26 protein-coding genes are annotated in these 25424 nt (G+C 70.8%); 21 read left to right on the top strand and 5 right to left on the bottom strand.

All coding sequences use genetic code 11. The features are described from left to right. Positions 1-18: 18 nt before the first annotated feature. From AC061S_RS31185 to AC061S_RS31175, 3 genes are all read right to left on the bottom strand, one after another. The gene (locus AC061S_RS31185) at positions 19-1218 is read right to left on the bottom strand and encodes a S1C family serine protease (RefSeq protein WP_478689229.1); all 1200 of its coding nucleotides are present in this window, start codon (positions 1216-1218) and stop codon (positions 19-21) included. Positions 1219-1559: 341 nt separating this feature from the next. Then, positions 1560-2582, bottom strand: coding sequence for a LacI family DNA-binding transcriptional regulator (locus tag AC061S_RS31180; RefSeq protein WP_478689228.1), 1023 nt, complete (start codon positions 2580-2582; stop codon positions 1560-1562). Between the two features lie 81 nt (positions 2583-2663). Then, positions 2664-3434, bottom strand: a complete 771-nt coding sequence (locus tag AC061S_RS31175; RefSeq protein WP_243339450.1) for a response regulator transcription factor — start codon at positions 3432-3434, stop codon at positions 2664-2666. A 502-nt stretch (positions 3435-3936) separates the two neighbouring features. Between AC061S_RS31175 and AC061S_RS31170 the strand changes: the two genes are divergently transcribed. The 14 genes from AC061S_RS31170 (at position 3937) to ygfZ (ending at position 15502) form a co-directional block, all read left to right on the top strand. Further along, the gene (locus tag AC061S_RS31170) at positions 3937-4191 is read left to right on the top strand and encodes a MoaD/ThiS family protein (protein ID WP_112449116.1); all 255 of its coding nucleotides are present in this window, start codon (positions 3937-3939) and stop codon (positions 4189-4191) included. 10 nt (positions 4192-4201) lie between these two features. Then, positions 4202-5620, top strand: coding sequence for a hypothetical protein (locus AC061S_RS31165; RefSeq protein ID WP_478689227.1), 1419 nt, complete (start codon positions 4202-4204; stop codon positions 5618-5620). 87 nt (positions 5621-5707) lie between these two features. Next, positions 5708-6421 carry an LmeA family phospholipid-binding protein gene (locus AC061S_RS31160; RefSeq protein WP_478689226.1) on the top strand — a complete coding sequence of 238 codons (714 nt, stop codon included), beginning with the start codon at positions 5708-5710 and terminating at the stop codon, positions 6419-6421. 158 nt (positions 6422-6579) lie between these two features. Next, entirely contained in the window at positions 6580-6669 is a 90-nt protein-coding gene (locus tag AC061S_RS31155; RefSeq protein ID WP_350875872.1) for an Ms5788A family Cys-rich leader peptide, read from the top strand. A gap of 202 nt (positions 6670-6871) precedes the next feature. Continuing rightward, positions 6872-7717, top strand: coding sequence for a sulfurtransferase (locus AC061S_RS31150; RefSeq protein WP_478689225.1), 846 nt, complete (start codon positions 6872-6874; stop codon positions 7715-7717). Positions 7718-7787: 70 nt separating this feature from the next. Further along, positions 7788-8078: a DUF1416 domain-containing protein gene (locus tag AC061S_RS31145; RefSeq protein WP_478689224.1), complete on the top strand. Its 291-nt coding sequence runs from the start codon at positions 7788-7790 to the stop codon at positions 8076-8078. A 184-nt stretch (positions 8079-8262) separates the two neighbouring features. Further along, a complete protein-coding gene (locus AC061S_RS31140; RefSeq protein WP_478689223.1) occupies positions 8263-9903 on the top strand; it encodes an IS200/IS605 family accessory protein TnpB-related protein in 1641 nt (546 codons plus the stop codon). Between the two features lie 68 nt (positions 9904-9971). Then, positions 9972-10235 (top strand): DUF3099 domain-containing protein, encoded by a 264-nt coding sequence (locus AC061S_RS31135; RefSeq protein ID WP_478689222.1) that lies wholly within the window; start codon positions 9972-9974, stop codon positions 10233-10235. Positions 10236-10349: 114 nt separating this feature from the next. Then, positions 10350-11156: a hypothetical protein gene (locus tag AC061S_RS31130; RefSeq protein WP_478689221.1), complete on the top strand. Its 807-nt coding sequence runs from the start codon at positions 10350-10352 to the stop codon at positions 11154-11156. Beyond that, positions 11153-11995, top strand: a complete 843-nt coding sequence (locus tag AC061S_RS31125; RefSeq protein ID WP_478689220.1) for a hypothetical protein — start codon at positions 11153-11155, stop codon at positions 11993-11995. The genes AC061S_RS31130 and AC061S_RS31125 overlap by 4 nt, the downstream gene beginning before the upstream one ends. Next, a complete protein-coding gene (locus tag AC061S_RS31120) occupies positions 11992-12972 on the top strand; it encodes a hypothetical protein (RefSeq protein WP_478689219.1) in 981 nt (326 codons plus the stop codon). Before AC061S_RS31125 ends, AC061S_RS31120 begins: the two co-directional genes overlap by 4 nt. A gap of 296 nt (positions 12973-13268) precedes the next feature. After that, positions 13269-13841, top strand: a complete 573-nt coding sequence (locus tag AC061S_RS31115; RefSeq protein WP_243339459.1) for a heme-binding beta-barrel domain-containing protein — start codon at positions 13269-13271, stop codon at positions 13839-13841. Between the two features lie 176 nt (positions 13842-14017). After that, complete coding sequence (locus AC061S_RS31110; protein ID WP_478689218.1) at positions 14018-14482, top strand: Fur family transcriptional regulator; 465 nt, start codon at positions 14018-14020, stop codon at positions 14480-14482. 51 nt (positions 14483-14533) lie between these two features. Beyond that, entirely contained in the window at positions 14534-15502 is a 969-nt protein-coding gene (gene ygfZ, locus AC061S_RS31105) for a CAF17-like 4Fe-4S cluster assembly/insertion protein YgfZ (RefSeq protein WP_478689217.1), read from the top strand. A gap of 10 nt (positions 15503-15512) precedes the next feature. On the opposite strand, the gene dtd is transcribed toward ygfZ, so the two are convergent. Both dtd and AC061S_RS31095 read right to left on the bottom strand, forming a co-directional pair. Continuing rightward, positions 15513-15938 (bottom strand): D-aminoacyl-tRNA deacylase, encoded by a 426-nt coding sequence (gene dtd, locus AC061S_RS31100; protein ID WP_243339461.1) that lies wholly within the window; start codon positions 15936-15938, stop codon positions 15513-15515. 29 nt (positions 15939-15967) lie between these two features. Continuing rightward, positions 15968-17629 (bottom strand): nuclease/transposase family protein, encoded by a 1662-nt coding sequence (locus AC061S_RS31095; protein ID WP_478689216.1) that lies wholly within the window; start codon positions 17627-17629, stop codon positions 15968-15970. Positions 17630-17984: 355 nt separating this feature from the next. Between AC061S_RS31095 and AC061S_RS31090 the strand changes: the two genes are divergently transcribed. The 7 genes from AC061S_RS31090 to AC061S_RS31060 all read left to right on the top strand — a co-directional run bounded on the left by AC061S_RS31090 (position 17985) and on the right by AC061S_RS31060 (position 25317). Beyond that, positions 17985-18563 carry an RsiG family protein gene (locus AC061S_RS31090; RefSeq protein ID WP_478689215.1) on the top strand — a complete coding sequence of 193 codons (579 nt, stop codon included), beginning with the start codon at positions 17985-17987 and terminating at the stop codon, positions 18561-18563. Between the two features lie 92 nt (positions 18564-18655). After that, positions 18656-19900, top strand: coding sequence for a GNAT family N-acetyltransferase (locus tag AC061S_RS31085; RefSeq protein ID WP_478689214.1), 1245 nt, complete (start codon positions 18656-18658; stop codon positions 19898-19900). Between the two features lie 20 nt (positions 19901-19920). Beyond that, positions 19921-20682 carry a putative protein N(5)-glutamine methyltransferase gene (locus tag AC061S_RS31080; protein ID WP_478689213.1) on the top strand — a complete coding sequence of 254 codons (762 nt, stop codon included), beginning with the start codon at positions 19921-19923 and terminating at the stop codon, positions 20680-20682. Between the two features lie 64 nt (positions 20683-20746). Continuing rightward, complete coding sequence (locus tag AC061S_RS31075) at positions 20747-21343, top strand: hypothetical protein (RefSeq protein ID WP_478689212.1); 597 nt, start codon at positions 20747-20749, stop codon at positions 21341-21343. A 206-nt stretch (positions 21344-21549) separates the two neighbouring features. Next, a complete protein-coding gene (locus tag AC061S_RS31070; protein WP_478689211.1) occupies positions 21550-22413 on the top strand; it encodes a TnsA-like heteromeric transposase endonuclease subunit in 864 nt (287 codons plus the stop codon). Further along, on the top strand, positions 22410-24680 hold the full coding sequence (locus AC061S_RS31065; RefSeq protein ID WP_478689210.1) for a transposase: 2271 nt from the start codon (positions 22410-22412) through the stop codon (positions 24678-24680). The genes AC061S_RS31070 and AC061S_RS31065 overlap by 4 nt, the downstream gene beginning before the upstream one ends. Before the next feature lie 160 nt (positions 24681-24840). Continuing rightward, positions 24841-25317, top strand: coding sequence for a hypothetical protein (locus AC061S_RS31060; RefSeq protein ID WP_478689209.1), 477 nt, complete (start codon positions 24841-24843; stop codon positions 25315-25317). The last annotated feature ends 107 nt before the right edge of the window (positions 25318-25424 follow it).

Here is a 25424-nt window from a genome sequence, read left to right as displayed (position 1 = left end):
CAGGCTCGCACGGGCGGGCTAGAAGGAGGTCCCGAAACCGTTCGCGGCGTTGCCGGCGCCGTTGCCGGCACCGCCGGCGCCGCCCTTGCGGAGGGAGGGGAGGTCGGCCTTGATCGTGTTGACCGGGATGGCGAAGCCGAGGCCGACGCTGCCCGCGGAGTCGCCGCCGCTGGAGGGGGAGTAGATCGCGGAGGGCATGCCCACGATCTCGCCGTTCATGTTGACGAGGGCGCCGCCGGAGTTGCCGGGGTTGAGGGAGGCGTCGGTCTGGATGGCCTTGTACGAGGTGGTGTCCGTGCCGGTGTTCCCGTTGAACTGTTGGCCGCCGTAGGAGAACGGGTAACCGCCCTGCGGGGACTGCTGCTTCTCGGACTTCGGGACGTTCACCTCGCGGTCGAGCGCGGAGACGATGCCGCTGGTGACCGTGCCGGTGAGGCGGTCGGGGGAGCCGATGGCGACGACCTCGTCGCCGACCTTGAGGTTGTCGGAGTTGCCGAGGGCGGCGGGCTTGAGGCCGCTCGCGCCTTCCAGCTTGATGAGGGCGAGGTCCTTGTCCGGGTCCGTTCCGACGATCTTCGCGCTGTACTTCTTGCCGTCGCTCATCGTCACCTGGATCTGGCTCGCGCCGTCGATCACGTGGTTGTTGGTGACGATCTCGCCGTCGGCGGTGATCACGATGCCGGAGCCGGTGCCCTGGCCGGAGGTGGTGCGGGTGTCGATGCGGACGACGGAGGGGCTGACGTTCTCGGCGACGCCGGAGACGGTGCCGTTGTTCGACCGGGAGATGGTGCTGCCGTTGACGCCGGTGCCGGTGCCGTTGGTCTTGCTCAGCATCTGCTGCACGGCGGCGGCCGTTCCGCCGCCGACGGCGGCGGCCGCGAGGGCCACGGCGGCGAGGAGGGCGACCGGGCGCTTGGCGCGGGCGTGGCCCTGCGGGGCGGGTCCGGCCGGGGCGGCCTCGCCCCAGGTGGCCCAGCCGCCGGTGCCGCCGGAGCCGCCTGCGCTCTGGGGGACGGTCTCGCCCTGGATGACCGGGGGAGTGTGCGCCTCGTGCCAGCCGGGGGCCGGGGTGGCCGGGGGGTAGGAGGGCGGCGGCGGGTACGCGGCGTCCTGTGCGAGCCGGTCACGACCGCGCTGCCAGTCCTCGCCCCACGGGGCGGGCTGCTGGGGGCGGTGTTCCTGGGGGTACTCGCCTTCGCGGCGGAGGTTCTCGGTCATGCATATGACTGTGTCCGCCGATCATGAGAGCTTCCTGAGTCCCCGCTGAGAAGCCCGACAGAACCGTGTATGCCCGATATAAGAGCGGGCTGGGCCCGGTGGCCCGGGTGCGGGTGGTCGGGCCCTGCGGGGCGAAGTCCCCTACCCGCCCTTCCACCGTTCCCCGGGCGCTGCCCGGACCCCGCGCCTCAAACGCCGGCGAGGCTGAATATGGCTGACACCGGCGAAAATCCAGCCCCTCCGGCGTTTGAGGAGCAGGGGTCCGGGGACTGGTCCCCGGGTACGGCGCCGCGCGCGGGTACGGCGGGCAGCACGCTCCGGGGTGCCGGTTACATCAGCGGCTAGCGGCACCCGCAGGAGCGGCGGATGACCAGGGCCGACGGGAACTGCTTCAGGCGTTCGCGGCGGGAGCCCGCCACCCGCAGGGCATCGTCCAGGACGAGGTCCACCGCCGCGCGGGCCATCGCCGGGCGGTCCGAGGCGATCGTGGTCAGGGGCGGGTCCGTCAGGGCCGCCTCCTTGACGTCGTCGAAGCCGGCCACCGCCAGCTGCTCGGGCACGTCGATGCGCAGCTCGCGCGCGGCGCGCAGGACGCCGATCGCCTGGTCGTCCGTAGCGCAGAAGATCGCCGGCGGGCGGTCCGGCCCGGCCAGCAGTTCCAGGGCGACCTTGTACGCGTCGTAGCGGTTGTACGGGGCCTGGAAGAGCCGGCCCTCCACCGAGCGGCCGGATTCGAGCATGGCCCGCCGCCAGCCCTCGACGTGGTCGGCCACCGGGTCGCCGACCTCGGGGGTGTTCTCGACGCCGCCCAGGCAGGCCACGTACGGGTGCCCGTGTTCGAGGAGGTGCCGGGTGGCGAGCTGCGCGCCGCCGATGTCGTCCGTGACGACGGCGACGTCGTCGATGGCCTCGGGGCGCTCGTGGAGGAGGACGACGCGGGCGTCCCACGCCTCGATCTCCGAGGCGGCCCGCTCGCTCATGCCCTGGCTGACCAGGATCAGGCCCGAGACCCGCATGCCCAGGAAGGCCCGCAGGTAGTGGACCTCGCGCTCGTCGCGGTAGTCGGAGTTCCCGACGAGCACCATCTTCCCGCGCTCGGCGGCGGCCTGCTCGACCGCGTGCGCCATCTCCGCGAAGAACGGCTGACGGGCATCGGGGACGATCATGCCTATGAGGTCGGTGCGCCGTGAGGCCATCGCCTGGGCGACCCGGTCGGGGCGGTAGCCCAGATCCTTGATCGCGGCGAGGACACGCTCGCGCGTGGCCGGGGCAACCGGCCTGGGTCCGTTGTTGATGACGTAGCTCACGACGGCGGTAGAAGTACCCGCAAGTCGTGCCACGTCATCCCGCGTCACCTTGGCCACGCGCGGAAGTCTACGCGGGGTGACCTACCTCTGGGCAGGGCGTCCGGAGGAGGTCATTCCCACAGCCTTCACACGAGCTCCCTAGTCCATCCGGGTGAGTGCCGCCGCGGCCCGCGCGGAGGCCTCGGCGGCCGCCTTCGTGGCCGCCTGCGCGGCCGCTTCCGCCGCCGCCCGCTCCACCTTCTCCGGGGTGACGAAGCGGTACCCGACGTTGCGGACGGTACCGATCAGCGACTCGTGCTCGGGCCCGAGTTTCGCGCGCAGCCGCCGTACGTGCACGTCGACCGTGCGGGTGCCGCCGAAGTAGTCGTAGCCCCACACCTCCTGGAGGAGCTGGGCGCGGGTGAAGACCCGGCCCGGGTGCTGGGCGAGGTACTTGAGGAGCTCGAACTCCTTGAAGGTCAGGTCCAGGACCCGGCCCTTCAGCTTCGCCGAGTACGTCGCCTCGTCGACGGACAGGTCGCCGTTGCGGATCTCCATCGGGGAGTCGTCCGAGCCGAGCTGCTGGCGGCCGGTGGCGAGGCGCAGCCGCGCTTCGACCTCGGCCGGTCCCGCGGTGTCGAGGAGGACGTCGTCGATGCCCCAGTCGGCGGTGACGGCCGCGAGGCCGCCCTCGGTGACGACGAGGATCAGCGGGCAGCCGGGGCCCGTGGAGCGCAGCAGCTGGCACAGCGACCGCACTTGGGGCAGGTCGCGGCGGCCGTCGACGAGGATCACGTCGGCGCCAGGGGTGTCCACGAGGGCGGGGCCCTCGGCGGGGGCCACCCGGACACTGTGGAGCAGCAGGCCGAGGGCGGGCAGCACCTCGGTGGACGGCTGCAGGGCATTGGTCAGGAGCAGGAGTGAGCTCATGCCCGACCACCTGCCCGGGTCGGGCGGTGGTACTGGTGTGCGTGAACGTGCGCAGGTACGTGCTCCTGCGCCTGCTCCTGCACGACGGTTCGCTGGTCCATCACGTCGGTTCCTCCTCGGTCCCGTCGAGGACTTTCGCGGCACTGCTTCGTACGACTTGCCTGGTGTCCGTCCGGTCCCCGCGCCCTGAGGTCCGGATGGATACCACTGTTCTCGGTCCGTTCAACGTGCTGAAAGCACAAAAGGACCCGGGGGCTACGTTGCCCGGATCCTCTCGCCAGCAGAATAGCCCACCCTCCCCGGCCGGGCCGAGGCTTCGGAACGTTCCACTTCTGTGGTTCCCACCACCCCCGGGACCTGCGTATGCCCCGGTTTCACCGTATCGGTGGACTCCGTGCGGGCCGCCTGGGCGCACGCGGGGCGCGCGGAGGCACGCCGGGATCGGGGGCCCGAGGCGTCATGATGGAGGCCGACGGCAGAGCGCCGACGAGAGGAGCCTGCAGTGGCAACCGGAACCATCCGCTACTGGGCGGCGGCGAAGGCCGCGGCCAAGACGGCGGAGGAGCCGTACTCGGCGCGGACACTGGCCGAGGCGCTCGACGCCGTGCGGGAACGCCACCCCGGGGAACTGACCCGGGTCCTGCTGCGCTGCTCCTTCCTCGTGAACGAAGAGCCCGTGGGCAAGCGCCCGCACGATTCCGTCGAGCTGACGGAGGGGGGCACCGTCGAGGTGCTCCCGCCGTTCGCGGGCGGGTGAGCGGAGCCCCATGAGCACGCCCGAGGAACAGCGGCAACAGCTACAACAGCAGCAGCTTCAGCAACAGCAGTTTCTGGAGCAGCAGCAGTTTCTGGAGCAGCAGCAACAGGAACAGCAGCAACAACAGCAGCAGCAGCCGGATCCGTACGGGACCCAGACCTGGCAGTCCCCTACGTGGGACACCTCGTACCAGCCGGTGCAGGCGCCGCTGGACGGCGTACCGGCGCAGTACCCGGTAGCCCCCGAGGGGTGGTTCCGCGAGGAGCCGCAGGCACAGGCACCCGGCCAGGAGTGGCCGGCCCAGCAGTACGCGGACCCCTACGCGGAGCCTTACGCGGACCCCTACGCGGAGCCTTACGCCGCCCCGGCGTACCCGCAGACTTCGGCCCCGGACCACTGGTTCCGCGACGAGCCGCAGGCGCAGGCGCAGGCCCCTGCCCCTGCCTCGGAGCCTTCGCCGCAGGGGGACGAGCTGCAGGCGTACCTGCACCTGTACCCCGGCCCGGTCGACCCCTTCCAGACTCCGGCCCCGGCCCCGGGCCAGGAGTGGGCGGACCCGGCCGCGCACCTCCCGCATCAGGCGGCCCCGGCTCCCGCGGGCCCGGCCGGTGCGCCGCCCTCCTCGGAGGAGCCCGCCTGGTCGCCGCCCACGCTCGCCGGCAACACGCTGCGCGCCGTGAACCCGGCCCAGGCCCGCGCCGAAGGCCGCTCGCCGATCATCGATCCCGGTCCGCAGGCGGCCATACTGACGGCCGCCCTCGGGCTGGTCCTCGCGGCCGCCGCGGCGCTGGGCGAGTTCGCGCTGCTCGCGCCCCTGATCGCCCTCCAGGGCCTCACGGCGGCGGGCTGGTTCCGGCTCAACGGCATGTGGCCGGCCCGTCAGGGCATCGCCCTGGCCTTCGCCGGGGCGGTCGTCGCCGATGCGGCCGTGCTCGCGGTGGACGAGCCGTACGGGCCCGGCGCGATCATCGGCACCCTCGGGGCCTGGGTGCTGCTGACGCTGGTGCTCCAGCTGCGCAGCCACGCCGATCCGGACGAGCGGATGTACGGGCTGATGGCCTCGGTGGCCTCGGCCGCGCTGGCCATCGTCTGCGCCGGCTACCTCGCGGCCGACTCCGCCGCCGCGAGCGTGGGCGCCGCCGCCGTGGCGGTGGCCGTCTTCGCCCGGGCGCTCCCGCTGCCCACCGCGCCCTCGGTCGGCGTCTCGCTGGCCGCCGCGGCCGGTGCGGGCATCGCCGTGGGCGGGCTGACGTCCGTCGGGGCGGGCGGTGCGCTGATCGGCCTGGCGGCCGGGGTGTGCGCGCTGATCGGGCTGCGCGTGGCGGCGTACGACTACCCGTCGAAGTTCGTCCACATGACGGCCGGCGTCGCGCTGCCGCTGGCCGCGGCGGCACCGGCGGTCTACCTGATCGGCAGGGTGGTGGGCTGACGCCGTCACCTCGGGTCATCTCACAGCGCCCTCACGGCCGGACATGGTCCACTGGGCCGACGTACCAATCGTCTGGGGGGTGGGCACGTGCGTGTCCTGCGTGTCGTTGTGATCATCGGAGTGGTCCTCGGCGGCCTGTTCGTCGGGCTGGACCGCTGGGCCGCCGGCTATGCCGAGGACCGGCTGGCGGACCGGATCCAGGCCAGGCAGGGCCTGTCCGGGGTGGAGGTGGACATCCACGGGTTCCCCTTCCTGACCCAGGCGCTCTCCCACGACCTCGACCAGGTCGACCTGAAGGTGGCCGGCCTCGACGCGGTGACCGCGGACGGCCGTACGACGCACCTGTCCCGGCTGCGGGTCGCCTTCCGCGGAGTGGAGCTGAACGTCGACTACAGCGGCGGCACCGCCCGGTCCGCCAAGGGCTCGGCCCTCGTCACGTACACGGACCTGACCGCGGCCGCGCAGCCCGGGGTGACGGTCGGCTACGGCGGGGCGCCGGGCAAGCTGAAGGTCACCGCGAGCGTGGAGTTCCTCGGCCGGACGCTCAGCCGCAGCGTGGTCTCGACGGTCTCCCTCGTCGACTCCGGGGACGGGAAGGGCCCGAAGGTCGTCCGGGTCCGCGCCGACGAGGTGCCGGGTGAGGGCCTCCCCGGGATCGAGGCCGCGGTCCGCAAGAAGACCGACTTCGACCGGCGGATCGACGGCGGCCTGCCGTCCGGAGTCCAGCTGACGACGCTGACCTCGGACGAGACCGGTCTGGTGCTCACTCTGGGCGGTACGAATCTGACGCTGGCCGGATAGTGAGACGGGGAGGTCCGATCCGCAGATGGGAGGGCCGTACGGGGCCCCGGGCGCCCCGCGCCGGAAGATCACCGAGGGCTCCGATCCCAGTATTCGGACGATCCTGTCTCGAAATATGACACGGCGGTGACAGGGCGGCCGATTCGTCCCTACGATCCATGGCTATGAAGCATCAGCAGGCGGACCTCACGAAGCGACGGGCAGTAGACCTGTGTCGCGTCGCCGCCATGCTCTGTCGATCCATGTGACGTGTGAGCGCATCCCGCTCCATAGCCGGACGACGGCCTTCCGCTTTCCCGTGTGACCACCTCTGCCTCCCGCCCTCCTGAAGCCTCCCCGCAACAGGATCTGCAGGGGGCACCTCCCAGCGGTAGCTGGGGGAGCACCCGGACACACGCACCCCGCACCACCAGCACCACCCCGCCGCACACTGCCCCGGAGGAGAACATCATGAGCCGCAGCGACGTCCTTGTAGACGCCGACTGGGTCGAGGCCCACCTGAACGACGCGAACGTCGTCATCGTCGAGGTGGACGAGGACACGTCCGCGTACGACAAGAACCACATCACCAACGCCGTCCGGATCGACTGGAAGAGCGACCTCCAGGACCCGGTCCGCCGCGACTTCGTGGACCAGGAGGGCTTCGAGAAGCTCCTCTCCGCCAAGGGCATCTCCAACGACGACACCGTCGTCCTCTACGGCGGCAACAACAACTGGTTCGCGTCCTACGCCTACTGGTACTTCAAGCTCTACGGCCACCAGGACGTCCGCCTGCTCGACGGCGGCCGCAAGAAGTGGGAGCTCGACTCCCGCGACCTGGTCGACGGCACCGAGGTCCCCAGCCGCCCGGCCACCCAGTACAAGGCCAAGGCCCAGGACACCTCGATCCGCGCCTTCCGTGACGACGCGGTCGCCGCGATCGGCACGAAGAACCTGGTCGACGTCCGCTCGCCCGACGAGTTCTCGGGCAAGCTGCTCGCGCCGGCGCACCTCCCGCAGGAGCAGTCGCAGCGTCCGGGCCACATCCCGAGCGCCCGCAACATCCCGTGGTCGAAGAACGCCAACGACGACGGCACGTTCAAGTCCGACGAGGAGCTCACCGCCCTCTACCAGGCCGAGCAGGTCGACCTGGCGAAGGACACCATCGCCTACTGCCGCATCGGCGAGCGCTCCGCGCTCACCTGGTTCGTGCTGCACGAGCTCCTGGGCCAGGAGAACGTCAAGAACTACGACGGCTCGTGGACCGAGTACGGCTCGCTGGTCGGCGTGCCGATCGAGCTCGGCGCCAACAAGTAGTTCCGGGCAACAAGTGTTCCGGGGCACGCGACGCCCCGTAGTCATACCTCTCTAGGACAGGACAGAGAACATGTGTGGAGCAAAGATCGGCGGGCCCGACCTCTCGACGCTGAAGCCCGGTGAGACGGCCATCCAGGGCCAGATCACCAAGGACGGCGAGCCCGTCAGCGGTTACGTCCGCCTGCTGGACTCGACCGGCGAGTTCACCGCCGAGGTCCCGACCTCGGCGACCGGCCAGTTCCGCTTCTACGCGGCCGAGGGCTCCTGGACGCTGCGCGCGCTCGTGCCCGGCGCCCAGGCGGACCGCGCCGTGGTCGTCGTCGAGTCCGGCGGCGTCACGGACGTGGCGATCGCGGTCTGAGCACCGCACCTGTGTGACCGTATGACCGGCCAGAGGGCCGCACCCCCGGGGGGTTGGACGCCACTGTTTCGGGGTGCGGTCCTTTGGTTCGCTCGTGTGAGTGATACCGCTACTTGGGTGATTCCGATTACGGTCGGTTGTGTGAATCTCGAGGGGCGGGCGAAGGCGCGCACGATGGCATGCGATGGCTGATTCGGCCGGGGGGCTGCGTGCCATCGCTCCGTCGTTCGTGGTGCCCGGTCCATCCGGTGTGGCTGTTCGCGACCGTCTCAAGGGTCTGTGCGCCGAGGACGAGGACGTTCTCCGGTTGGTCGGTGCGCATCAGGGGGCTCTGGCTTCCCGTGACCTCAAGCAGCGTTGCGCGGACGGCGCCGATCATTCGTCCGATACGTGGGCTGACCGTAAGCGCGGGCTGACGGGGGAGTCGTCTTCGCGGATCGCCGGGGCGATCACCAAGGCAAGCCACGATCAGTGGGCACTCGCCCGCCGCTGCCAGGCCGCGCATATTCAGAACCTGGTTACCGGCATCAAGACGCTGAAGCACCGTCTCACCCTGTCCATCGGGGCGAAGGGCACCAAGCGGGCCGCGGGCGGCTACCGCTCCAAGAGCGAGTGGTTCCGCAAGTCGCGGCGTCTGGCCACTCTGGAGGCGCGCCATGAAGCCGCTCTCACAGACTGGCGGGCGGGTCGGGTCCGTGTGGTGCGGGGTGGGAAGCGGCTGGCGAACACCCGCCACCACCTGGAGGAAGCCCAGCTCACCGCGGAGCAGTGGCGTGCCCGTTGGGAAGCCGAGCGCTGGTTCCTGGCCGCTGATGGCGAGTCCGGGAAGCGGTTCGGGAACGAGACGATCCGTGTCACCCCCGACGGCGAGATCAGCGTCAAGCTGCCCGCTCCGCTCGCGCACCTGGCCAACAGCAAGCACGGACGGTACGTGCTGGCCTGCCGTATCGTGTTCGCGCACCGGGGCGCGGAATGGGCCGACCGAATCGAAGCGAATCGGGCCGTTGCCTACCGCATCCACCTGGATGCCGCACGCGGCCGCTGGTACCTGACCGCCTCCTGGCAACGCCCCGCCGTCCAGACGGTCCCGCTCGCCGCCGCACGCGCGAAGGGCATGGTCGGCGTCGATACCAACGCCGACCATTTCGCGGCCTATCGACTCGACCCGCACGGCAACCCCCTCGGCGAGCCGCACCGCTTCCCCTACGACCTGTCCGGCACTGCTGATCACCGAGACGCCCAGATTCGGCACGCCCTCACCAGGCTGCTGCACTGGGCGAAGAGTGTCGGCGTCAGGGCCATCGCGATCGAAGACCTCGACTTCGCCACTGAGAAGACCCGCGAGAAGCACGGCCGCAGGAAACGGTTCCGGCAGCTGATCTCCGGCATCCCGACCGGCAAGCTCAAAGCCCGACTCGCCTCGATGGCCGCCGAACACGGCCTCGCCATCGTCGCGGTCGATCCCGCCCACACCTCCAAGTGGGGAGGCCAGCACTGGCAAAAGTCGCTGGTCACCCCCCGCCGAAAGATGTCCCGTCATGATGCCGCCGGCATCGCGATCGGACGACGCGCCCTCGGACACCCGATCCGGCGTCGGACGGCACCGCCCCCACACGACCAGAGTGATTGTGTGGGGCATCGGACCGGCCAGGCCGGACCAGGCACCCGCAGGCGTGAGGGAAACCGCCCACCCACCACGGACCGGCTTCATGGAGAGCCGACGCCGAGCGGGAAGAGAACGCGGGGACCCAGCGCATCCAAAACCGTTCGGGATGCGCCCAGTAAGCGTGAGTGGGTCCAAGACCCGCTCCTGCACACTGGCTAGGAACGGTGCGGCCCTTCGGTCTTTTCGGGGCCCTTCGCAGGATCCGGGTCCGGCTCTACCCTGGAGTCATGTACGCCCGGCGCCGGCGCGTCTACTTCCTGCTCATGGGCGGATGCCTGTTCCTCTTCGTCTCCGCCTGGTCCTTCGTGCGCCTGTGGTCCGTCGAGGCCGCCGTGGCGCTGTGCGTGGTCGCCATGGTCATTCCGCCGGTCGCCGCGGTGGTCGCGAACCGGCGCGGCCCGGACGACCGCTGGTGGGACGACCCCTCGGGTGACCAGAAGTCCGACGAGTGGTGGGACGAACTGGACGGAAAGCGGCGTCGCGAGGATTGAAACCGGCCGAGATAAAACCGTAATAAGTATGAGTACAACATCTTCCCGGGGCAGGGTGTCCTCTCTGTGCGCGGTCAATTGGCCCGCGATCAAAGCCCTGCGGGGGGACCTCCCTTGGAACACGAACAGACCATCCCTGAGCAGCGGAAAGGGGCGGAGAGCGGCCCGGAACCGGGCACTCCGGACGCCGCTCAGGCCGGTCCCCGCCGCCGTCGTGGTGGCCGTACCGTCCTCCTGATCGCGGGCGCCGTCGTGCTCGGCGTCCTGGCGGGCACGGTCACCGGCTACGCGATCCAGTACGACCGCGAACCGACACCGCTGGCGCCCCTGGCGCAGGCGGACCTGACGCACCCGAAGGCGCTCGCGCCGGACGACGCCACCACGAACAAGACGATCAACGCGAACCGCTGGCACAAGACGGACGACGACCTCGCGAAGCTGCTGATCGAGGCGCCGGGCGGGGCGAAGCTCGAGGCTTCGGGCTATGAACCCATCGAGTACTTCGCGACCTTCTTCAAGAAGCCGGACAGCCAGTTGAGCTACCTCGCCGAACAGAACATCCGGCGGATCGCGTCGGTGAGCTGGGCGGTGAACGACACGACCTTCGTCGACGTGCGGCTGATCCAGTTCAACGACCGCTCCGGGGCGGACAGCTACCAGATCGGTCAGTCCAGGTACATGCCCGAGGAGGAGTACGCGGGCAACGCCGGTGTGGCGATTCCGGGTCTCCCGTCGGAGCTCGGGCACGTCTGGGTGGACGCCAAGACCGAGGAGGAGGCGGGGTACCACCCGATGCGTGGAGCCCGCGCCATCGCCCGTCGGGGCGACATCGTGCTCGACATCCACTACGTGAACAACCGCGGCAAGGTCAGCGAAGGCGACGTCGTGGACCTGGCCAAGCGACAGCTGGAGCGACTGTGACCGAGCCGCAGAACGACCTGACTCCGGCCGGGGCGGAGGTTCCGGTCACGGACCCGACGTCCGGGGCGGAGCCCGAGCCGACCCCCACGGCGGCCGCGAAGTCAGCGCGCAAGGTCAACCGCAAGACGGTCGCCCTGATCGCCGGCGGCGTGGCAGCCGCGGTGCTCGTGGGCGGCGGTGTCTGGGCGTCCTCCGCGATCGCGGACGCCGACCGGGACGCGCCCACCGCCTACTGGATCCCCCTCGGTGAGGAGCCCGCGAAGCGCGAAGGGCCCGGGTCCGTGCCGACGAGCGCCCTCTCGGGCAAGCTGCTGCCGTTTCCGGCCGGGTTCCTCCCGGGTCCGGACCTCGAGGAGGACGGCAACAACTTCTTCGTCTCCGGCGAGAAGGCCCTCGAGGGCTTCAAGGAGACCCGCGCCGGCCTCACCAGCTCCGAGCGCAAGGAGCGCGACAAGATGCTGGCCGGGCTGAAGCTCAAGGGACTGGCGGGGCGCAGCTACGTGAACGAGCGGACCAGCTGGTTCGCCGAGGTCCGCATCATGCAGGCCGACCCGAAGGCCGTGGGCGCGTTCTCGGAGGTCAGCAAGAAGTTCCTCGACTTCACGGGTGACGGCCGTGAGGCGCCGAAGGTGGACGGGTTCCCGGACGCCAAGTGCTCGTTGGAGGCGATCGGCGAGAAGAAGAAGGAAAAGATCGACTCCATCGACTGCGTGGCCGTCGAGGGGGACGTGATGGTCACCTTCCGTGCGTACGGGCCCAAGCCCTTCGCCACCGCCAACGCCGTCGCGCTCTTCCAGAGCCAGATGAACCACCTGAAGTCCCCCGGGGAGTCCGCGTGACCGAGCAGAACACCACCGGAGCCGTGCCGACGGCCACCGAGGACGAAGCCGCACCGAGGCCCGCCGTGGCCGCGGACACCGTCGTGGAGCTGGTCGCCGCGCCGGTTCCGGTTCCCGATGCCCCCGCCCTCGATGCCGCCGCCTTCGAAGCCCCCGCCGCCCCGGACGTCCCGGCCGCGCCCAAAGACCGCCGCAAGCTGTTCGCGGCGCTGCGCTGGACCGCCGCCGTACTCGTCTTCGCCGCGGTCGCCGCCGGAGTCGCGTACGAGGTCGCCCAGCCCGAGCGCACCGACATCCCGGGCCTGTCCACCAAGGCCGACGGCCGCTGGGTCTACCCGGCGCTGGCCAAGCCGGCGCTGCCGCCGGGCGCCGCCCTGCCGTTCGCCGAGGACAACCCGCTCGGCATCCACTACGCGGGCCTCACCCAGCTGCTCCTGCCGCCGCCCACCGGTTCCACGCCCGACTCCACACTGAAGCTGGAGAAGGACGAGGTGGTGACGGTCGACACCTTCCTGGCGGAGTACGTGGACTCCTTCCGCGAGAAGATGAAGGTGGAACTCGAGAACGAGGGTCTGCGCCAGATCGTCGCCCGCGGCTGGACCACCACGGACGGCACGCGTACCCGTGTCTACCTGCTGCGCTTCCACTCGCCCGAGTTCGTGAGCGCCTTCAAGGGCTGCAACGTTTCCATGGGCCTGAGCAGCGCCCTCGTGCTGGAGGCCGACCCGGTCTGGAGGACGGTCAAGTCCTCCCAGCGCAGCACCCTGGAGTCCCACGGAAACGGTCCGATCACGCAGGGGAGCACCAGCGCGGTCAGCACGTACCAGGAGGCCAAGCCCACGGGCGACGACCAGACCAAGCTCGCGTGCATCCAGTCCGGCGACATCCAGGCCCTGGTCCTCCAGAACCGCAAGGGCGAAGTGGCCGCCGTGCCCTTCCACCAGACGGTGATCCTCCAGCACCAACTGCTCGGCTAGCGCGCGGCCGCCGCGGCAGCGCGTCGTACGGGCTACCTCACACGGTGCCCCGGTCCCCAGGCCAGTAGGCTTGGGGACCGGCCCCGTAACGCCACCCTTAACACTCCGAGGAGCACCCCGTGCTTGAGGCAGTCTTCACCTCCCTGCTGGTCCTGGTCTGCGTCGGCGTCCTCGCCTTCTCCGTCCTGGCCGTGAAGAAGCTGTACCAGGGCCAGCGCTGATCCCCTCGGATCCGCAGCGCCCGCCCCGGACACCGCAAACCCTCCCAACAGATCGCCTGAGCTGAGCAGCCATTCATGATCCAGATCCCGTCCGACCTGAACCCGGGGCTCGTCCCCCTCGCCTTCCTCCTCGGCAACTGGGAGGGCGCAGGCGTCTTCGACTTCCCCGGTGAGGAGAAGTGCAACTTCGGCCAGGAAGTCGTCTTCAGCCACGACGGCCGGGACTTCCTGGAGTACACCTCGCACACCTGGGTGCTCGACGCCGAGGGCGGCAAGGTGCGGCCGCTGGAGTCCGAGTCGGGCTACTGGCGCATCGACAAGGACCGCAAGGTCGAGATCGTCATGGTCCGCGACCAGGGCGTCGTCGAGGTCTGGTACGGCGAGCTCGCCGACAAGAAGCCGCAGATCGACGTGGTCACCGACGCGGTCGCGCGCACCGCGGCCTCCGGCCCGTACAGCGGTGGCAAGCGGCTCTACGGCTACGTGAAGAGCGACCTGATGTGGGTCGGCGAGAAGGCCACCCCCGAGGTGGAGCTGCGCCCGTACATGTCGGCGCAGCTGAAGAAGGTCGTCACGCCCGAGGAGGTCGCGGAGATGGCGCGCAACCTGCCGGACATGCCGGACGACGGCATCGCCTTCTTCCGCTAGGCCGTCAGGCCGGGCAAGGAAGTACGTACGCGCGGGAGCCCCCGGCAGCCTCGGCCGCCGGGGGCTCCCGCACGTGCGGCGCCATCCCGCACCGCTATCCCCCCACCGCCATCCCCGCGCCATCCCGCACCGCCTCCCCGCTCCCCTCGTGCGGGCCCGAGGCCTACACTGGCCGGGTGGTGACCACCGACAGCACCGAGAACCTCGCCGCCGACGGCGGCGACTGGAAGAGCGACCTGCGCCAGCGCGGATACCGCCTGACCCCGCAGCGCCAGCTCGTGCTGGAAGCCGTGGACGCCCTGGAGCACGCCACCCCGGACGAGATCCTCGTAGAGGTGCGCAAGACGGCCTCCGGGGTCAACATCTCCACGGTCTACCGCACGCTCGAGCTCCTGGAGGAGCTGAAGCTCGTCTCGCACGCCCACCTCGGGCACGGGGCCCCCACCTACCACCTCGCCGACCGGCACCACCACATCCACCTGGTCTGCCGCGACTGCACCGAGGTCATCGAGGCGGACGTGGACATCGCCGCCGAGTTCACGTCCAAGCTCCGCGACACCTTCGGCTTCGAGACCGACATGAAGCACTTCGCGATCTTCGGCCGCTGCAAGAACTGCGCCGCCAAGCAGCACACGGGCTGATCCGGTGGGCACGGCCTAGGACTGCCCGGGGCAGGGTCGTACGCTGGTGCCATGACCAGCAGCCCTTTGCTCCATCTCCCCGGCGCCGTGCAGGCCGAAGGCCGCGACGAGGGCGTCGCCGCCCACTACGGAGAGCTGTACGGCGAACAGCGCGCACTCGCCGACGGCCGAGGCTTCGTGGACCTCTCCCACCGCGGGGTCGTCACCGTCACCGGTTCGGACCGGCTGAGCTGGCTGCACCTGCTGATCACTCAGCACGTCTCCGCGCTCCCGGCCGGCGAGGCCACCGAAGCGCTGATCCTCTCCGCGAACGGCCACATCGAGCACGCGCTCTACATCGTCGACGACGGCGAGACGACGTGGATGCACGTCGAGCCCGGCACCCAGGAGGCGCTCATCGCCTACCTGGAGTCGATGAAGTTCTTCTACCGCGTCGAAGTCGCCGACCGCACCGCCGAGTTCGCCGTCGTGCACCTGCCGGCCGGCTCCATCGCCGAGGTCGCCAAGGAACTCGCCGTACGGGAGACCCCGTACGGCCGTGACGTGTTCCTGCCGCGCGACGGGCTGGAGGACTTCGCCGTCTCCCACGGCCCGGCCGCCGGACTGCTCGCGTACGAGGCCCTGCGCGTCGAGGCCCACCGGCCGCGGCTCGGCCTGGAGACCGACCACCGCACCATCCCGCACGAGCTCGGCTGGATCGGCACCGCCGTGCACCTGCAGAAGGGCTGCTACCGCGGCCAGGAGACGGTGGCGCGCGTCCACAACCTGGGGAAGCCGCCGCGCCGGCTGGTCTTCCTGCACCTGGACGGCTCCGAGGTACTGCTCCCCGCGCACGGCGCGCCCGTACGGCTGGCCGCGGACGGGGAGGAGGGCCGCCAACTGGGCTTCGTGACCACCTCGGTCCGCCACCACGAACTCGGCCCGATCGCCCTCGCGCTGGTCAAGCGGAACGTCCCGGTGGACGCCCCGCTGCTGGTGGGCAAGACGGCCGCCGCACAGGAGGTCGTCGTAGCGCCGTGACCGCCGCGCGCTAGATGTCGATGACGATGGTGAACGGGCCGTGGTTGGTCAGCGAGACCCGCATGTCCGCGCCGAACCGGCCCGTCTCCACCGTCGCGCCCAGCGCCCGCAGCTGCGCCACGACCGCGTCCACGAGCGGCTCGGCGAAGGCCCCGCCGGCGGCCGCGTTCCACGTGGGGCGGCGGCCCTTGCGGGCGTCTCCGTAGAGCGTGAACTGGGAGATCACCAGCAGCGGCGCGTTCACGTCGCTGCAGGACTTCTCGGCCTCCAGGATCCGCACCGACCAGAGCTTGCGCGCCAGCAGCTCCGCCTTCTCCGGCGTGTCGTCGTGGGTCACCCCCACCAGCACGCACAGCCCCTCGCCGACGATCTCCCCGACGGTCTCGCCGGCCACCACGACGCTCGCGCCGTCCACCCTCTGCACCACTGCTCGCATAACACCTGTGTACCAGGCGTGCACCGTTGCTATCGATGCGGGCCGGTACCGGCCCCATCGCTGCCCGCCGGCCTGGCCGGTTGTCCCCCCGAACGGTCTTGGGGGACGGGGAACAGTGCGAGCTGGTCGCTTCGGTCCTGGCAGGTCTTGTCACCCGGGTGGGGTGTGCCTGTGGTCCTGGGCGGGCTCGCGGTCCCTCGCGCCCTCGGTGCGAGAACGGTCTGGCCGGTAGCTCTCCGCGCGACGATCCTCTGGTCGTGTGCGGTCACACCTGGCCGACGCCGGATCCCGTGTCCGAGGGCGCGTCTGCCGATCGCCACGGCGGCCGCGTGGTGGCCGGTGACGGTCGTGGTCTTTGATTGTTTCTGGAGCGGGGCCTGCCAGTGCTGAGCTCCCCAGCGGGAGGTGTAGGCCGGATCAACCGCAATGACGACGAGTCCGGCGTGGTGGGCCATGCCGGCCAGCCGGTCGCGGAAGCGTGCCGTGGGCAATCCCGCAACCGTGCGCCGGAACGCCTTACCGCGCTTGCCCCGGCCCATCGCCTCCCGTCCGGTGGCGCGGGCGTCGGCGAAGTCGAGGTTCTCGATCGCCAGACCGACGCAGCCGTGCTGGTGGGCGAGGCGGATGAGGTGGCTGATCGCCTGCCGGAGGCGCCCGTCGCGCTGGGAGGTGGGTCCGGCCAGGTCGGTGGCGATGGTGATCGGCCGGTCGACGGGGTTGCCGTGCGCGTCCATGACGCAGGCGGCGAGGTGGCCGGCATTGAGGTCCACGGCCAGCAGCCGGGCGCCGGCTGCGGTCAGCTCGGCGGGTGTGGGGAGAGGCGTTGCCGGGGTGGACCAGGAGGCGTCGAGGTACCAGCGCCCGCGTTCCGGGCCGCACACGATGTCGTAGCGGACGGAGCGGTTGGTGGTGATCCGGTCCAGCCACTCGGTTCGGCGGTGGTTGAAGGTGACGGTGCAGGCAAGCCGGTAGCGGCCGCGCGGGGCGTTGGCGAGGTGCCTGAGCGGTTCGGGCAGGGCGAGGGTGACCGTGCCTTCAGAGGGATCGATGCTGATCGTGTAGTTCCCGTAAGGAGACCCCGACTCCCCGTCGGCGGTCAGGAACATCCGCCGCGCGTTCCAGCCTTCCCGCCACTCGGCTTGGGCGAGCCCGGCGGCGGTGAGGTTGTGCCGGGTCGCCACGAGCTTCCGGCCGCCGACCACGATCGCCGGACGACCGGCTTCGATACGCCGCTCCACCTCGGCCGGCCGCGCGGTCAAGACCTGCAACCGTCGCTGCATCTGCGCCCGCTCAGCCCGGCTCGGATACCCCCGGACACCACCCACCCGCTGGCCGCAGGGCACTGCCAAGCGCTTGCGGATCTTCGCGATGGCCCGTCGCAGCGAGGTCCGGTCATCGAACAGACACCGCAGGGACAGCTGGTACTGATCCTCCGCCACGCGAGTGATCGCCCCCGCCCACCGGGACGACGGCACCCTCGTCAGCGCCCGCTTACGCTCCGCGCGCCGATTTTCCTTCGCGGGCACCATCCCGATCCGCACCCGCTCGGCGAGATCGGCACGGGCGTACCTGCCGAGGTGGTCGCCCACGATCCGCACGACCTCGACATCGCAGGCGGACAGGCGCAGACGATCACGGATGCGTGCACCCGCGGGCGCCGACACGGTGAAGGGATCGGCCGACGTGCGCAACGGACGCGTGTGCCTCCGTCGCTCCGCCCCGACGCGTGCCACGGGCAGCCTCTCCCCCTCTCCGACGACAGCACGGATGTTCTGTTCTGAGACTGACGTCTCCATGAAGGCGTGCGTGTCCCGATTCTTTCCCCTTCACCCATATGAGGTATCTGGTGAACGGCAACGGCTGACAAGCGAATCAGTTGGGCCGTCCGGGGCCGATCGGGTGGAGTGGGACTGCGTCAGTACCACGGAGAGTGGCACGATGCACGCAGGCGGTGCCCCCAGCACCGGTCGAGGGGACGGACACGAACGCATGAATACTTCTGGTACCTCCGCACCTGCTTCTGCGCCCATCGCGCCCATCGGGACCATGGGGTCCGGCGGGCCCGTCGCACCCGTGGCGTCCGCGGCGTCCGCCGAGACCTCGGCGCCGCGCCCGCCCGCGCAGCGGACCGGGGCCGCGGACGCCGCGCCGACGGCGACCACCGCGCTCGGCCTGCCGGAGCTGCGCGGGCTGCGCCGCGACGCGCAGCGCGACGAGGCCGACCTGAGCTACGTACGCCGGCTGCTCCAGGGCCGCATCGACATCCTGCGCGCCGAGCTCGCCCGCCGTACGGACCCCGAGGCGCCGGTGGTGGACCGGCTCTCGGAGATCCTCGCGGACGCCCCCTCCAGCCGCAGCGCCTCCGCCCGGCACGTCACGCTCGGCACCCCGCACGGGGAGGAGTACCGGCTGCTGGCGGCCGAGATGCTCTCCGACGTGGAGCTGTCGGACCTGGGAGCGCGCACGGACGAGGAACTCCACGAGGGCATGGGCCGGTTGGTGCGTTACGAGCAGCAGGTCTCGCGGCGCCGGCAGCAGCTCCAGCGCACGGCCGACGACTGCAGTGCGGAGATCACCCGGCGCTACCGGGAGGGCGAGGCCCAGGTGGACGACCTGCTGGCCTGAGCGGGCGGAGCGGGCGGGGCGACAGGAGCCGACCGGGCGCACGCGGAAATGCGGGCGACGCGGGCGGGCCGGGCCGATTAGCGTGGGCCGCTATGAGCGCTGACGTCCGGCCGATCGCCGTATCCGAGCTTCCCGAGTGGCTGAAGACCCTGCACACCGGATTCCTGCGCCCGGACCGGGGCACGGCCGAGGACGTCGAGCGGCTGGCCGAGTACGCCGACCCGGCGCGGACGCAGGGCGCGTTCGACGCCGATGCCGGCCGGTGCGTGGCGACCTTCCGCTCCTTCGCCCAGGAACTGACCGTGCCGGGCGGGGCGTTCGTCCCGTCGAGCGCTGTCACGCACGTGTCCGTGCTGCCCACGCACCGCAGGCAGGGCCTGCTGACCCGGATGATGGCCGCCGATCTGGCGGCCGCCCACGCGCGCGGCGACGTGCTGTCGACGCTGATCGCCGCCGAGTACCCGATCTACGGGCGGTACGGGTTCGGGGCCGCGACCTCCGCCGCGGAATGGGAGATCGACGTACCGCGCACCGGACTCGACGGGCGCTGGTCGGCGCCCGAGGAGGGCGGGCGGATCGAGCTGGTGGACGTGGACGAGGTGCGGAAGGCGGGCCCCGCGCTGCACGAGCGGCTGCGGGCGGCCACGCCCGGCGCGGTGAGCCGCGACGCCCGCTGGTGGCGGCTGACCACGGGCGAGGAGGAGATGTCGCACCACCGGTACGAGCCCGGGTTCCACGCCGTGTACCGAAACGCCCTGGGCGAGGTGACCGGCCTGGTCAGGTACGGAACGGACGACAACTGGACCGATGCGAAGGTCCCCCACAACACCCTGCGGGTCAAGCAGCTCATCGCCGTCACACCGGAGGCGGAGCGGGCGCTGTGGCACTTCCTCTGCTCCGTCGACTGGGTGGTGAAGGTCCGCACCGGCTACCGCGCCCCCGACGACCTCGTCGCCCGGCTGCTGCCCGACGCGCGCGCCGCCCGGCTGGTGACCTCGGCGGACTGGCTGTGGGTGCGGCTGCTGGACGTCGTACGGGCCCTGCGCGCGCGGACGTACGCCGTACCCGGGGTCCTTGTCCTGGAGGTCGCCGACCCGTCCGGGCCGGCGGGCGGGCGCTACCGGCTGGACGCGGGCGCGGGGGGCTGCGTACGCACGGAGGAGCCGGCCGATCTGCGCCTGGACGTGGGCACACTGGGGTCGCTGTACCTGGGCGACGAGTCGGCGGTGCGGCTGGGGGCGCTCGGCGCGATCGTGGAGGAGCGCCCCGGGGCGCTCGCGCTCGCGGACGCGGTGTTCCGCACGGCGCGCCGGCCGTGGTGCCCGGACATCTTCTGAGGCGTGGAGGACTGAGGTAGTTGGCAACACTGGTGGAAGCCCTGCGCGCGGCCGGCTGCGTCTTCGCGGAGGAGGAGGCGGAGCTGCTGACGGCCGCCGCGCGGGACGCGGGGCACCTGGAGGGGCTGCTGGCCCGGCGGGTCGCGGGCGAACCGCTGGAACACGTCGTCGGCTGGGCGGAGTTCTGCGGGCTGCGCATGGAGGTCGGCGAGGGGGCCTTCGTGCCGCGCCGGCGCAGTGAGTTCCTCGCGCGGGAGGCGGTGGAGGCGGCCCGGCCCGGCGCGGTGGTCGTGGACCTGTGCTGCGGGGTGGGCGCGCTCGGCGCCGCCGTGGCCGCGCAGGTGCCGGGGGCCGAACTGCACGCGGCGGACATCGACCCGGTCGCGCTCGCCTACGCCCGGCGCAACGTGGCCCCGTACGGCGGCCGGGTGTGGGAGGGCGACCTCTACGCCCCCCTGCCGGCCGGGCTCCGGGGCCGGGTGGACGTCCTGGTGGTCAATGCCCCGTACGTCCCGACCGGGGAGATCGGCCTGCTGCCGGCAGAGGCCCGCGACCACGAACCGCCCGTCTCCCTGGACGGCGGGGCGGACGGCCTGGACGTCCACCGCCGGGTGGCGGCCGGGGCCACGCCCTGGCTCGCGCCGGGCGGCAGCCTGCTCATCGAGACGAGCGCCCGCCAGGCACCGGTCACGGCCTCGGCCCTGACGGCGGCGGGCCTGTCGGTACGGGCGGTGGCCTCGGAGGAGTACTACGCGACGGTGGTCATTGCGACGGCGCCGTAGCCCGGAACACTGAGGCCGTGACCGCGGCGACACGCGGCGACACGGTGAGAACCCAGGAGACGCGTTGATCACGGAATACCAGCAGAAGCTGCGCGAGCGCTACCTCGCCGCCCCCGTCATGCGGGCCCCGGAGCCGTGGCGGCCGACGCTGGATCGCAGGACTCCCATCGGGGGTCTGCTCGGCATCGGCTTCGCCGTTCATCCCGACAGCGGGCACGACCTCGTCATGGTCGTGTCCCATGACGGTGGTCACGGCCTCTTCGACGCGGTCACCGGCGAGAAGATCGCCCGGGACCGGGATCCCGACCCCGAGACCAGCACCCCCGACGGGTCGCCGGACCTGACCTGCCCCGGGCTCGGCCCGGTCGAGGGCGCCCGGGTCCGCATCGCCGGGCTCTTCGGCGGCGGCCTGCACGGCACCACCCCGGACGGCTGGACCCTGGACGTCGTCAGCCCCGAGTGGCCCCACGACCGCGTGATCCTCTCCGCCGACGGCGGGGTGCACGAAGGGCCGGCGGGAGGGACGTGGTGGCACGTCTTCCACTCCGAGTACTCGGAACTCCGCGCCGCCGGCTTCTCCCCCTCCGGCCGCACCCTGGCCGTCGCCACCAGCAGCGACCTCACCCTCTGGACCCGCCCCGATCTCCACTTCGGAGACTGACCGCCCGGCGGCCGCCGGGTGAGTGTGACTGAGCACGGAAGTTGTCACCTGTGAGCTGCCCAGACCTTGCTCTCCGGGGCAGCGTGAGCACGATTGCTGTCACCGAAGGTGCATTGTTCTTGTCACCTTGAGATCGTTTGCGGTCTTGTTGTCACCAGTACCGGAGATCGCCTACGCCGTACGCCGGGCTCCGCTTCTCTGAAGGGGTGGCGGAGCTTCAGGGATCCGGCGGGGTACATGCCGGGGCGGCCGACGGTGCGGGATGCAGGCCCTTGTGGTCGCATTTGTGCCGGTGGGACGACCTGCTGGTCCCCGTCTCGCTCGGTGCCGGGCGGGATGGGCTCGACCTGGCCGAGGGCTGGACGCGCCGGTGGACGGCGACCTGGCGGCACGCCGGGGGCGAGGTGACCTGTCCGGTGGCCGACCTGGCAGCCGCTCCGGTCACCAGGCTGGGTCCGATGCGTGGCTTCACGTGGAGGCGGGATCAGCGTCATCGTCCCGGGCTGGAGTACATGGTCAGTACAGGGCGTCTGCACGGTTTCGAAAGCTTGGAGGAAGCCGGACTGCTGCTGGCCCTGGACTTCGCCGGCGATGTGACCGAAATTCTCTCGCAGCCGCTGCGCCTGAAGTTCCGTACGGCCGCCGGTTGGCGCAAGCACACCCCGGACTTCCTCGCGATCAGCCGCCTGGGCATCTGGCTGATCGACGTCCGCCCCGCCGACCTGATCCAGGACGAGGACCGGGAGTCCTTTGCCGCGACGGCCGAGGCCGCGCTGACCTGCGGCTGGCACTACACGGTGGCCGCAGGGTGGAGGCCGCACGTGCTGATGGCGGTGGACGAGATGTCGTCGCGGCGGCGGCCGCTGGTGGACCCGCTGGGTGTTCAGCCGGGCCTGTTCGCCGGGGCCGGCGAGGGCTTGACCTTTGGGGAGATCGCGGCGGGCAGCGCGTTCGAACCGGTCGCGCGGGCGCATCTCCTCCATCTGCTCTGGCACCGCCGTCTTGGTGTTGATCTGAACCAGCCGCTCGCGGACCGCTCGACGGTTGTACTCGCATCGGACCGCTCATGAGCACCGCTCGTGCACTGGATCTGTCCGTCGGTGCCGGGGTGGTGCTCGACGATGTGGAGTGGACCGTTGAACTGCGTGAACCGCATCTCGGGCGGGTGCAACTGGTGGGGCCGGACGGTTCCCGGCAACGACTGACCTTCCACTTCCTCGCCAATCACAGGCATTGCCGTTCCTCTTCCCGAACCTCGGCGTCGGGGGCGAGCCGGGGCCGACAGCCCGCGTCGGCGGGGGACTTGGACTCTGGCAAGCGCCGACTGGCCGAGCTACGCGCGGCTCACTTGCTGGAAGTGAAGACGGGGTTCCGCAGTGGGGATCCGCTGCGGCCGGGGCCGGGCGAACCGAAGCCCGAGTACGACCCCGAGGCGACCACGCTGACGCAGCGGCGGATGGCGAAGGTCGCTGAGCTCAAGGCCCTGGCCAGCCAGGAGGCGAGGATGCTCGGCCTCGCCGAGGTGGGCTACCGCACCCTGATCCGTTGGGAGAAGAGCCGCAGCCGCTTCGGGCTGGTCGGCTGCGCGGACGACCGCTGGCTGCGCAAGAGCGGCGGGCATCCGAGCATCAGCGAGGAGGTCCGGGAGGCGATCTTCGCGGTGAGGGCCGAGACCCTGCACCGTTCGCGGGTGGACGGCCGCACTCGGGAGTCCATGGTTCATCAGTACGTACGCGAGACCTTCGGGCCGGACGTTGCGGTCCCGGGCTATCACACGCTGCTGAGGGTCTGGAAGGAGTGGTTCGGCCCGGGTGGGGCCCGCCAGCGCTATGCGCGGTCGGCAGAGCTGCCCACCAAAGCGGGGCACGTGGTGGTCCACCGTCCCGGGCAGGTGGTGGCGCTGGACACCACGGTGCTACCGGTCATGGTCCGTGAGAGCGTGTTCGGCGACCCGGTGAAGGTCCATCTCACCCTCGCCATAGACGTCTACACGCACTCGCTGTGCGCGTTCCGGCTCACGCTGGTCTCAGACACCTCGGTGGACGTGGCGATGTTGCTGCGGGACGTGATGCTGCCGCTGCCGATGCGGGCGGACTGGGGCGAGGAGATGGAATGGCCGTATCCCGGACTGCCCGCCGCGGTGGTGGCGGAGTTCGCCGGCCACAAGGTCGCAGGGCTGCCGTTCTTCGCTCCGGAGACAGTGACGACCGACCACGGGTCGGTCTACCGAAACCATCACCTCGTCGATGTACAGCGCGTCCTCGGATGCAACATCCTTCCCTCCCGTGTCCTGCGTCCCACGGACAAGCAGGTCGTGGAGAGGGCCTTTGGCAGTATCCGGTCCCTGCTGTTCGAGCATCTGCTGGGGTACACCGGGGTGGACGTCGCCGACCGCGGAGCCGACCCGGAGGGCGATGCGACGTGGACCATAGAGGAGATGGAACACCTGATCGCGACCTGGATCGTTCAGGTGTGGCAACAGCGCCGCCTGGGCGAGCACTCACCGAGCTGGGACCCGGGCGGGGAGCACAGTCCGAACTCACTGTTCGCTGCCTCCTTCGCCCAAGGCGGCTTCGCGATGGAGATCCCCTCGCCTGAGCTCTACTACCAGTTGCTGCCCGAACACTCGGTGACGAGGATCCACGGCCGGCGCGGGGTGAAAGTCCGCGGACTTTGGTACGACGGCCCGGCCCTGGACCCCTACCGTGACCAGAGGTCCACCCGAGGCGGCAAACGTAAGTGGCAGTGGATCGTCCACCGGGAACCACGCGACCGCCGCACGGTGTTCTTCCAGGACCCGCTCTCCCACGAGTGGCATCCGCTGAGCTGGACGGGGCTGCCACCGGAGGGAAAGGTGCCGGCCTTCGGCGACGCACGGGTACGTGACCTCTTGCAGCGCGCGGAGAAAGCCGGTCTGAAGCCGAAGACTGATGACGAATTCCTGCCACTGGTTCTGGACTTGATCGGCGTGCGGACACCGGTCAGCCAGTGGCCAACCCGCCTGAAGAAGTCCCAGCGCACCGAGTACGCCCGTGATGTCACACAGGCCAAGGCGGCAGCTGCCGACCGGCCCGCCGCCGCACGAAGCGAGGAGAAACCCGCCGTCCGCGCGGCGGGCGACACGGTCGTCCATCTGCACTGGCCGGATCAGGCACGGCAGGCCGCCGAGAGTCTGGACGCAGAGCGCCGTCGGCGCCGGGAACAGGCCGGGCCGTCCCGGCCCGCACTGCCGCCCCCGCTGGGGGCCAGCTACCGCAAGGGAAACCTGTTCATCCTCCCCAATGAGGACGAGAGCGACACGGCCGAGCCGGGCCCGGTTCCGGAAGGAGAGGACTGAGATGGCAGACGGTCAAAGCGGACCACAGGACGGTGTCGTCCCGTTCCTCCGGTTCGGCCCCTCGCCGAACCGCGTGACCCATGAGGGATTCCAGCGGTGGCGCCAGACGCGAGGAACGTTCATCCCGGCCCCGAGACTCTCGCTGGACCAGTACCGGGCCATGAGCCCGCGCAAGCGGGGTCTGCACGACCTGCACCGCGCGGCCACTCACGTGAACATGCGGATGCAGGAGACGCCGATGAGCGCGCAGGTCACCGCGCTGATGAGGTCGCGGATCCAGAACAACGCGCTGAAGCAGACTCCCGGCACACGAGACGGCCTGATGATCAACGGCGGTGGCTATCAGGGCAAGACGGAGACGGCTTGCGAGACGGCTGCCGAGTTCGAGGACTTCTGGCGCGACCTGCACCACCAGCTCAACCCGAACGCGATCCCCGGTACCCGAGACCTGTTCCTGCCGGTGGCCTACTGCCAGACGCCGGTCAAGGCCACCCCGAAGGGACTGTGCGAAGCCATACTGGACTTCTACGGCGCCCCGCACGCCAAGACCCTGCGCGGGCTGATCCGCAACGTCCGTGAATCCCTGCACGTACACTGCACGACTGCGCTTCTGCTTGACTTTACCGACCGCTGGTAGCGCTGCCCGTGATGTCCGGCTGGGCCTGTGACCAAGACGTCATGGGCTCGTTTACCGACCGGGTCCGGAGCGTCCGTCATGTTCCGGCGTCGGTACGGAGGACGAGG

It is taken from the genome of Streptomyces sp. CA189 (assembly GCF_056428985.1).
This window is presented reverse-complemented; position numbering and strand designations above follow the sequence as displayed.